Annotated in this window: 9 protein-coding genes; all 9 read left to right on the top strand. The window is 36.7% G+C overall.

Annotation, left to right across the window (positions count from 1 at the left end):
• Positions 1–171: 171 nt before the first annotated feature.
• A complete protein-coding gene (locus V7164_RS15420) occupies positions 172–717 on the top strand; it encodes a helix-turn-helix domain-containing protein (RefSeq protein WP_335346831.1) in 546 nt (181 codons plus the stop codon).
• A 1,471-nt stretch (positions 718–2,188) separates the two neighbouring features.
• Positions 2,189–3,457: a hypothetical protein gene (locus tag V7164_RS15415; RefSeq protein WP_335346830.1), complete on the top strand. Its 1,269-nt coding sequence runs from the start codon at positions 2,189–2,191 to the stop codon at positions 3,455–3,457.
• Between the two features lie 337 nt (positions 3,458–3,794).
• Positions 3,795–5,036: a zinc-ribbon domain-containing protein gene (locus V7164_RS15410; protein ID WP_438823978.1), complete on the top strand. Its 1,242-nt coding sequence runs from the start codon at positions 3,795–3,797 to the stop codon at positions 5,034–5,036.
• A 12-nt stretch (positions 5,037–5,048) separates the two neighbouring features.
• Positions 5,049–6,176, top strand: coding sequence for a S1C family serine protease (locus V7164_RS15405; RefSeq protein WP_335354520.1), 1,128 nt, complete (start codon positions 5,049–5,051; stop codon positions 6,174–6,176).
• 153 nt (positions 6,177–6,329) lie between these two features.
• A complete protein-coding gene (locus tag V7164_RS15400) occupies positions 6,330–6,749 on the top strand; it encodes a hypothetical protein (protein WP_335346708.1) in 420 nt (139 codons plus the stop codon).
• Positions 6,750–6,781: 32 nt separating this feature from the next.
• On the top strand, positions 6,782–7,066 hold the full coding sequence (locus tag V7164_RS15395; protein WP_335346709.1) for a hypothetical protein: 285 nt from the start codon (positions 6,782–6,784) through the stop codon (positions 7,064–7,066).
• Positions 7,067–7,184: 118 nt separating this feature from the next.
• Positions 7,185–7,970, top strand: a complete 786-nt coding sequence (locus V7164_RS15390; RefSeq protein ID WP_335354519.1) for an SDR family oxidoreductase — start codon at positions 7,185–7,187, stop codon at positions 7,968–7,970.
• A 558-nt stretch (positions 7,971–8,528) separates the two neighbouring features.
• On the top strand, positions 8,529–9,836 hold the full coding sequence (locus tag V7164_RS15385; RefSeq protein ID WP_335354518.1) for a GntT/GntP/DsdX family permease: 1,308 nt from the start codon (positions 8,529–8,531) through the stop codon (positions 9,834–9,836).
• 76 nt (positions 9,837–9,912) lie between these two features.
• A complete protein-coding gene (locus V7164_RS15380) occupies positions 9,913–10,716 on the top strand; it encodes a serine hydrolase (protein WP_335354517.1) in 804 nt (267 codons plus the stop codon).
• Positions 10,717–10,853 lie beyond the last annotated feature (137 nt).

Genomic DNA, 10,853 nt, shown 5'->3' with positions numbered 1-10,853 from the left:
ATATTAAGTAGTCAACAATTTTATTAAATATTTATAAAAAAAATTCAGTGTCACTTAATTTTTGTTACTGTCTTTTAAAAAATTAAATGACATTTTTGGAGAATATGGTATTATACAAGTAAAATAAGATAAAAGGATCATTATTACATTTCGATATAAAAGGAGTTTTGTATGGAGAAGAATATTGGAAAACTGCTTAAAGATTTACGATATAAAAAAGGATTAACGTTAAAGGATTTGGCTGTTAAATCAGGTCTTTCTACAAGCTTTTTATCTCAGGTGGAAAATTCCAAGTCCTCCATTACTCTTCAATCCTTATCTAAAATTTCCGAAGCACTAGAAGTTAGTAGAAGTTACTTTTTTCCTGAACCCGAGCCGCCAAGTTTTGTACGAAAGAAATCTAAGGGAGACCTCACTTTAAATCAGTCAAACTTTATTTATCAAAGTCTATCAAATGGATTGCCAACACCTTTATTCGAGCCAATGCTAGTCGTTTTACTTCCGAATAATCCGAAGGTAACCTCATCGACCCATGGAGGACAGGAGTTTGTCTATGTATTAGAAGGAAATCTTACATTAGTTCATGGAGAAGATGAATATGAACTAGAACCAGGGGATAGCTTTCACATGGACTCAACAACCCCGCATACTTGGTTCAACAAAACCAATCAGGTTGTAAGACTCATTTATGTTTTTTCATCTTTGAATAAGATGTAAAAAGCTGAGAACTTAGTTTAGGCATTGTGGATTTTCTAACTAATAGTGGAAGTAGCAAGAATGAGAATATTTTGGGGGAATGTATAGAGAAGGTGATATCAAGTACGCTCCATGACCGTTCATGGAGATCGTTAACAATAGATGCTTTGTCTCCTGAGCTTACAGTTAAGGCAAGTTAGCGGGTTTCTCTTCCGCCATGGCAATCAAATCTGTCATAATTTCTGCAAAAGAACGAAATAATGGTTCCACCAACTTGAGCAAATATAAAGCAACATACGAGGTTTCGTATGAAAATGACTAGTTGAAGAACATATCAGGGAAGGCAGAGCGGATTAACTGACAGTAGTTAGGTTCATCACTTTTTCACTGGTTTTACCTAATATAACTGTATAATGGGAACAAAAGTCACTTTCATTGCAAAGTGACTTTTGTTTAGTATTATAATAGGTGCCTACTAAGGTCGTTGCAATAACACAGGAACCCCCTGTGCTTTCTGTTTTCCGATAAAAAAGCAAAACTTTAGCTAATCAAACGTTTGATTAAACGCCGAAAAAGCTTGTCCTACAAGGGAAAATGCAGAATTAATCAAACGTTTGTTTAATATGTATGTTCGCATATGGTTCCCATTGAAGAATTGCTATAAAATATCCCCGAGCTAATACTTCTTCTTTCAGTGCCGCAAAAATCCCTAACAACTGATAAAAGTCTCCTGAAAAGAGTAATCATAATAGCAGATGTCGTAAAGAGAAAATCCTTCTTGGAAAAACCGAAACCTAACAACTATGGATTCTTTTTATGTACGTTCATTAATAACCAAATGATTTGTGATTACTACAATCCATGCGCCTTTTTTTCCGGAGTAATCTAATTTATTTGCGAAACTTGAGAGTTTTTTTGCGAAACGACTCAGTTTGTTTGCGAAACCACCTCATTTATTTGCGAACCTGATGAATTTCACCAAGGAATGGTTCCTAGAGAATAAGAACTGTTCTTAGCCTCGCGGACCGAAGATGTCTCCCTGCTGCATCGACAGCATGGTTTGTAATTTTCGGATCAAATACTAGCGCATCACTCGAAAAAGTATTACTAATCAATTCATCTAAACCTGTCCAAAAAAACCTTTTTACTGGACAGGCTTTGCTATTACGTTTGTTCTAACGAATGTGTGCCATCGCTAATAAAAAAGAGAAAATTAATCGGATATCTCTACAATTTTTAAAATTAAGTATATAGGAAAAAATGTTTAAAACCTTCAATTTGTTCCTTATTAAGAACAATGCAACTTTAAACACTTGTACAATTCGTTATTAAGAACTATAATTAATTGTATTGTTCTTAATAAGGAAAATAAAACTAGGTTCGTTTCGCTTCAAAAAGAACATAAAGAGGTCTCTTAATAAGGGGGGAGAAGGGAGCTATTCAAATAGGATTGAACGTATCCAAAAAAGTAACTTAATAGGGGGAAGTACTCTTGAAGAAGAAGATTAGTCTTAGTCTTTTTGCTGTATTGTTTGTGGCCATTGCCATTATGGGAACCGTGGCCTATTTTTCCAAAAGCTTCACTAGCGACAGTAATACCGCTACAGCTGCCAGCTTTGAGGTAGATGCTGTGAATGCAGATGGGACAACCATTGGAAACGGCGAGTTTAATTTAGACGGCAAGCTTTACCCAGGGATGAAAACGATTGAGGCCTACAGCTTCAAAATCAATAAGAACAATACGGAAGTTCCGGTAGAATACAAGGTGAATTTAACTCCAAGTGGGGACTTATTCCCTGAAGGCGGGGGTTCACCGATTGCCATTTCTATGCAAAGAGAACTGGATGGTCGATGGGTTGAAATGGATTACTCATCAGCTTTTAAACCTGATTATGACACAGAAAGTTTTAAAATCTATATTGACTGGCCACACGGTGATAACGACATTGACTTCCAAGGGAAAACAGGAAATATCAAATTGGAGGTTGTGGCAACACAAGTGGATGGAGAAGAGACTGGTGGACCAACAGATCCTGGGAATCCTAATGAGATTCAAGGTAGTTTAGAGGATACGGTTAAAGGGGAGGCTGCTAACGAGGGGAAATCCGAAATTGTCGTATTTGACTTTGGTGAAGGTAAACCAACTGGCGGCAACTCTGGATGGAATTTCAGATTTAATGATAATGACGGTGTAAATGCGATTATTATCCAAACGATTTACGATTACCTCCCACCTGAGCAGAACAGGTTTGATGGCGAACGATTAGCCAAGAACCTTGTAAACAGTATCGATGAGAGCAGAATAGCGACTTGGGTCAAATTTAAGTCTGTATGGGAAATTAAAAATGAAGGCTCAAAAGTAATTTTCACTTCAAAAGAGAAAAAGGATTATAATGTGAAGATTACTATTTCATACACACATACTGGACATCCAAACATTCCTGAAGACCAAACTGACTTACAAGACGGCTCAGCACCACACCCTGGTGTGAACCAAGTCAACACATTAACTGTCCAAGGAACTGTCCAAAAAGATGGAGCACTTGATGTTTCTTTCTCTGATGGAACTACTGATGTAACCAAGACTATTAACCTAGTAAAAGCTGACACTCCTGCAACCATCGCTGCGAAAATCGCCGCTGAATTTAGTGGTTTAGCAGGATGGGATGTCACAAATGCAGAGGGTTCTGCGGATGTTGTCTTTACTACTAAAGCAGCGGAAGCTCATAAGGAAGTCAGCATTACACTTTTGAATAATTAATGCTATCCTTCATTAAAAATGTGTACACTCTGTTAAAGGATGTGTACACATTTTTTTGCCATCCATATGGGGTTAGCGAAATGGATCAGCAGGTGAGGACTCCCTAAATAAGGGGTCATCTTTAAAAGAATCCACTTCATCATTCTCATCGATGCTTCTTTCACATTCAAACGGCAACTATGAAAGGACCATTTAAGATTTTTACCTATTATAGCCCACTTAAATAATTTACTATTCTTCAATAATTCTGACCCCTATTGAATTCACTTTATTTCAGACTCGTAGATACACATTTTGTATCTTATGGTAATATACACCTATATAAACTTTAAAAGGTGTGGTTATATTGTACTGCCATCAATGTGGGGAGAAGCTTATGGAAGGCTCTCGTTTTTGTTCAGGCTGTGGTTCTGAGGTTCAAGCACGTGTCGAAGATGAGATTAAGGTTGAATTGGAGGAGCCTGAAACACAAACCCAAAACGAGGAAGAGGTATTAACTAGGTCTGAAAATCTGCAGCAACCGAATAGGCATCCTATGATTAAGTTGATACCCATTATTGCTCCGATCTTAAGCATTGTTTTAGTTGGTTCTGGACTTGCTTTTTTCTATTTTCAAGAATTGGAGATAAATAGAGAGGTTTTAAAATTAAAAGAATCAGCTGAAGAATTGGCTATAAAGAATGATTTTGATAAGGCATTGAAGCAATTGGTAAAGGCCCAATTAAAACGCCCAGATTATATAGCATTACACGATTCTAAAGAAGTGATTGAAAAAGCACTAGGCTATGAACAAGAGCTTAGTAAAATAAGTGAAAAGATGGGGCATACGCAATATGAGGCTGCTTCAAAGGAGCTAGCTCGTTTAAAGGAACAGGTAAATGGAGAAAAGGCGCCTTTGTTTGAGCATTTTCATCAAAAGATAGAGGAGAGTCAAACGAAAATCACCATTGGCACGATTAAGAAAGAAATCAATGAGTTAGCAACGGTGAATGATTTAGGAGGAAAGCTTTCGGTTCTGGCAACCTTACCCGAAAATGAGGCAAGAGTTGTGAAACAAGAAATATTAAAAAAGATTGTTAAAATAAGCAGTGATCAGGCAGAAAATGAATTGGCTAATAAACAATTTTCTAGCGCCTTTACAACGATCGATAAAGGCCTTCAATTTGCCGTCAATGATGAAAAGTTATTAGGGTTGAAGAACCGTGTAGAGCAAGATAAGCTTGCTTTTGAACAGGCAGAGCAACAGAGAATCGAAAAAGCAATGGAGGCTGCGGCAAAGGAAGATTTGCAAAATCGTACCGCTGCTGTTTCTGTTTCTGATTTTTCTGCAGAAACAGATGAGTATGGGGATCTTTATATAATTGGAAACGTTAAAAATGTCGCAACAACCAGTATTAGTTCTATTACCATTTACTATACAATTTATAATGAGAATGGTGGATTTCTATCGAGTGGATATACATCCGTTTATCCTTACTATTTAGAACCTGGAGAATTAGGTTATTTTGATAATATTTATTATGGTGTTGGTCAGAATGTAAATGTTGAAATTGACAATATTACGTGGTATCTCAATTAAGTAGGTGACGAAGTGAAAAAATGGATGATAAGCTTAATTTCAACAATTCTTGTATGGGGAGCAGGAATATTTGTCTTTTTTTACATAAAAGATTCTATACCGAAAAAACTTACAGCCCCATCAGCGTTAATCGTTGATGCCAAAACAACAGAGGAAGAGAAGGTTTCCACTGATCTTAAGGAAATTATCCATAACGCACAGAAATTAGTTGTAAAAATTAAATTAGCAGACGGATCATTGGGATCTGGTTTTCTCTATAATAATAGAGGTGATGTCGTGACAAATGCCCATGTCGTAGCAAATGCAAAGGAAGTGACCATTATGACTTCTGATGCGAGGGAATTTTCGGGAACTGTTATTGGCATTAGTCAAGAGACGGATGTTGCGGTAGTCCGGGTTCATGGCCTTGAAGGGACAAGTCCACTGAAAATCGCGAAAGACCGAAAAGGAGAAATTGGGGATGAAGTTCTTGCATTAGGAAGTCCATTAGGTCTGCAAAATACTGTAACAACGGGTATTATTAGCGGAGTTGACCGTGACTTAGATTTAGATCCATATCACTATGAAGACGTATACCAAATTTCGGCTCCCATTACACATGGCAATAGTGGAGGACCATTAGTTGATAGCAAAACAGGAGAGGTTCTTGGCATTAATTCTGCAGGTATTGAAAAAGGTGCAATTGGTTTCAGTATTCCTATTGTCAGTATACTTCATATAATAGAAGGCTGGTCTGATTCTCCAATGGTAAACATTCCCGAGGTAGCGACAGGGATGGAAGGATATGCGTATGAAAATGAATTTTCTGTAGAGGATTATTCCAGCTATCTTATTAAATATTTTTATGAAAGCTTAAACTACGGTGATTACGTAACGGCATACTCACTATTAGGCAGCTCATGGCAGACAAATCTGTCTTATGAAAAGTTTCGAAGCGGTTATTTAAATACTTTATCTGTCACGATTGATGATTTAACAGCTACAAGCTCAGGAGACAAAGCATCTGTTGTTGTCATAATTTCTGCAAAAGAACGAAATAATGATTCCACCAACTTGAGCAAATATAAAGCAACATACGAGGTTTCGTATGAAAATGACCAGTTGAAGATCATATCGGGGAAAGCAGAGCGGATTAACTGACAGTTGCTAGGCTCACCACTTTTCACCAGTTTTACTCAATATAAATGTATAATAGGAACAAAAGCCACTTTCGTAGCAAAGTGGCTTTTGTTTAGAATTATAATTGGTGCCTCAAAGTGAGGGGTATCTTTTTTTCAAAAGGAGAGTGAAGGAATGCGAATTTTAAAGTTTTTAATCATAACAGTTGTTTTACTGGGTGGCATTGGGTATGGTGTTTATCACTTTGGTACGAAGATAGCCTCTGATAAGTTAGTGGAGACCATTTCATCTGAACTTGAGAGCAGTGGGGAACTGGAGGAAATAAAGAAAACAATTGAAAGTGATCCTGAGCTACAATCATTTATCGAAGAGGCCGAAACAGCTGACACTAGCAAATTGCCTTTTAAAACAAAGGAAGAGGCCACTAAAGTTTTGATTCAAAAGGTTGGTATATCTGAACTAAATGATATTAGGGTGCAAGTGCAGAATGGGTCTGCTTCGAAAGAAGAAATCCTTCAAGAGATCCAGGGGAAATTAACGGAAGAAGAAATCATGGCATTGAAAGTAATCGCCTATAAGGAGTTATATAAATAACGTCTGGCGGAAAAAGATAAAGAGATGATGAGATGAATAAGGGATTTACCGCTGTTGGTTGCTTTTTCATAGCCATTTCCGCTTTTTTATATGCTTCTAAACATATTACTGCCGCTATCATGTCTTCCTATATCAATACCCCGAAGGTCACCTATTTCGAAGGTGCTCATCAATTAATTGGCTTTGGGATGAAATTCTGGATATTTATCTCACTTTTTGCAGGAGTGATCTTTTTTCTAGTTGGGATCTGGCCGTGTTTTCAGAAGGTATTTCAAACGAAGAACACGAAGATAAAGGTGGAAAAAGATCTGCATTAACCTAAAAGGCCTACATGATACGGTGAGGGCAGCGTAGCCACAATTTGCCACGTAATGGACATTGGGTTAACACACCCCTTGATAGGGGAATTTCTTATAGAAAGAGAAGGTGTTAGATTTGGAACTTAATTTGAACAATAAGGTGGCACTAGTTATCGCTTCTAGTCAAGGGTTAGGAAAAGCAATTGCGGAGAAACTTGTAAAAGAAGGGGCACATGTCATGCTAACGAGTAGAGATGCTGAAAAGTTAGCGACAGTTAATAATGAATTAGAGGCCCTAGGAAAGGGGAAAGTTTCATATTTTCCAGCTGATATTACAAAGGTTGAAGACATTACACGACTCGTTCGTAAAACGAGGGAAGTCTTTGGTAAAATCGATATCTTAATTAATAATGCCGGTGGCCCTCCTGGAGGAACATTTGAAATGCTCTCCGATAAAGACTGGCAAAATGCATTTGAGCTAAATTTGTTGAGTTATATTAGAATAATTCGTGAAGTTCTTCCTGATTTAAAAGAAACGGGTGGACGAATTGTTAATATTGCTTCTTCCTCTGTAAAACAACCTATACCTGGACTTATTCTTTCGAATACCTTTCGAACAGGAATCGTTGGACTGGCAAAAACATTGGCAGAAGAATTAGCTCCCTATAACATATTAGTTAATACAGTAAGCCCTGGTAGAATTGCAACAGATCGTGTTGCCCATCTCGACAAAATGAACGCTGATAGACTGGGAGTTTCTCAAGTGCAAATTAAAGAAAACGCCCAAAATACCATTCCTTTAAAACGATATGGGACTCCAGAGGAATTTGCTAATGTCGTCGTATTTTTAGTTTCTGATGCAAGCAGTTATGTAACCGGCAGTTCCATTTTAGTTGATGGTGGAATGATTAAATCGATATAAATATATTTATGGGGCGAGGTACCTCGCTCCAAAGTTCAGTGAAAAGCACAGGAACCCCTGTGCTTTTTGTTTTCCGAATGAATCTATTGTTCTTAATTTCACAACTAGCATCCTATCACGTGTCATTCGCCGCGGTACCATTCCTCTTTTCCATCCGTGATTTTAAAGCTCCACGGACAAGGTAAAAATGCAAAACTTTATTTAATCAAACGTTTGATTAAACGCCGAAAGGGCTTGTCCTACAAGGGAAAGAGGGTATTAATCAAGCGTTTAATTAAATTCCAAAAATCCTTGCCCCACAAGAGGAAATGCATAATTGATTAATCGTTTGTTTAATATGGTCCTGCCCCCTTGCTAGAATAAACTTTTACAGTTTTAACACGCTTTTCCCCACTGCTTTCCTTTTAAAGGCATAATTCCCTCTTAAAATACCATTATCAGAAAATTATTCGCAAAAAACATTGACAATTTTCAAAAAAATCTATTATTATATTAATTAGAGACATTGTCGCTATTGTTTTCGTTAATTAAAATTAAAAAACTTTTGGGGGGTTTGTTATGTTTTCAGAACCAACGCTATGGGGTTTAGTTCCTTTGGTTTTGTTTGTCGTATTAGTTTTTAGAAAGTGGCATCCAGTGGTTGCAATTTTAATCGCAACAATTGTAGGAGCTGTCTTGTCTGGAGCAAACATGATAGATATTGCCAAAACAACCCAGGAAGGATTAGGATCGTTTTTGGCATATGTAGGGTTAATTATTATGGCTGGGGCTGGTCTCGGTAAAGTTGCAGAGAAAACGAGGGTGGCACACAAGATTGTAGAATTTGTTATGAATAAAATCGGTATTAACAGTCCTAACAAGGCCATTATTGGTACAATGGCATCATCTACTCTTCTCTCTGGATCCCTTGGTACACTTGCTGGAGCCAACGCAGTAGTAGCACCGGTTATTATTCCAACTGTTGCAAAAGCAGGTTTATCATCTAGTGCTGTTGGTGTCATTTTTCACGGTGCAGGTGTTACAGGATTATTTCTAGGACCTTTTACGCCACCTATGGTAACTTTAATGCAAGTTACAGGATTATCGTATTTGCAAGTAGTATTGTATGCTGGTTTACCTATTTCACTCATCATGTGGATTATTACATTCTTTTATGTTAGGGCGATTAATAAAAAAACAATTCACATTTATCCTTATTCAGCGGATGATGTGGCTGAATACTCAAAAGATGATGGAAGAGATATAGATTCGAAAGTTATCAATCAAGCAACTTGGGCTTTCCTAATATCTTTAATTGGTCTCATAACTTATGGTGTCATTATTAAAGGTGGATCTACCTTTGCCATTATCGTTATTGTTTTAACAGCGATTATTACTGGATTGGTTGGAAGATTATCTCCAAATGAAATTGCTGAAACCTTCTTTGATGGAGCTAAACCGCTTATTTGGCTTTTCTTCCAATTTGTTCTCTTCCATCCATTTATTTTCTACATCCAAGAATTAGGTGGATTTGAATCGTTAAAAAATCTGCTTATGCCTTTTATAGAAAAAGGTGGAGATGTAACACTTGTTATATTGACGACTATTACTGGAATTGCCGGAATTCCTGGGGCTGCTGTGGCACAAGTTTTAGTACTAGATGAAATGTTTGGAACTCTTTTTGCTAACGCTGGAATTCCATTAAGCATTTGGATTCTTGTATTACTCGTTGGATCACAGATGACTGAGTTTCTATATCCGATTGGAGATACACTAGGAGCAATGGGGATTGCTCGATCTAAAGATTTAAAAAGCCTAGTGATATTTGGGATCATTGTTACTATAATTGTTGTAATATTCGTCATATTAAGAAGTCTATTCATATAGAACAAAAGCTTTAAAATATCATGCCCAGTAAAGTTATTAAAAGTAAATTTACTGGGCTATGTTAGGAGCAATGGTAATGGAACTTAAAGACTTAAAAGCAAAGCTGATCGATATCATAAATAATTGTTTTGGTGAGGTATCCATAGCATTAAGCTCGGATGAGGGAGATATTCTGATTAATGAACATGTAAGAATGAAGGCTGCAAGTGTTATTAAGCTCCCCATTTTAATAGAGTCTTTTCGATTATATGAACAAGGAAAACTTGATTTGGAAAGGATTGTTGAGATAAATAACCTCCAAAAAGTCGCGGGTACAGGTGTTATTCATTATTTAACAGAGTCTAATTCATATAGCTTTCGGAACTTACTTGAATTAATGATGATTGTATCTGATAATACTGCTTCAAATATTGCTTTAAACACTGTTGGTATGGATGGAATTAACAGTCTTTCAGAACAGTTAAATTGTATAAATACGAAGGTCGAGCGAAATTTCATGGATGCTGATGCAGTAGCAAGGGGAGTAGAAAATTCAACAACTGCCTATGATATGCTTCAGTACTTAAAAATAGTAGGTAAATCGAATGAAATTGTCCATGATGATAGTAGATTAGAAATGATGAATATATTGGCAAAACAACAATTTACTCAAAAACTTCCGGGTTATAATTATCTTAACTCTGGAATCCACTTTTACAATAAGACTGGAGAATTGCCAGGATTTGAGCATGATATTAGCATGATAAAAAAGGATGAAGATGTAATTTTTATCGCTGTTTTATCACAAGGGTGGTCTGATAATTTTTCGGGTAAAATGTGTTTAGCTGAAATTGGCAAAGAAATGATTCATTATTTAAATAGTAAAGTGAAAATAGCTTAATGGAGTTGTTTGAATTTGAGTATAAAAATAGCCGTATTTGGTCTTGAATCGTCCATAGATCGAATCAAAAAATATGCTCATAAAAGAAGTGATATCGAAATCATCCCCTTTATTTATGAACATGCCAAGAATAGTAA

This window comes from Bacillus sp. JJ1474, assembly GCF_036965225.1.
Classification (GTDB): Bacteria; Bacillota; Bacilli; order Bacillales; family Cytobacillaceae; genus Cytobacillus.
This window is presented reverse-complemented; position numbering and strand designations above follow the sequence as displayed.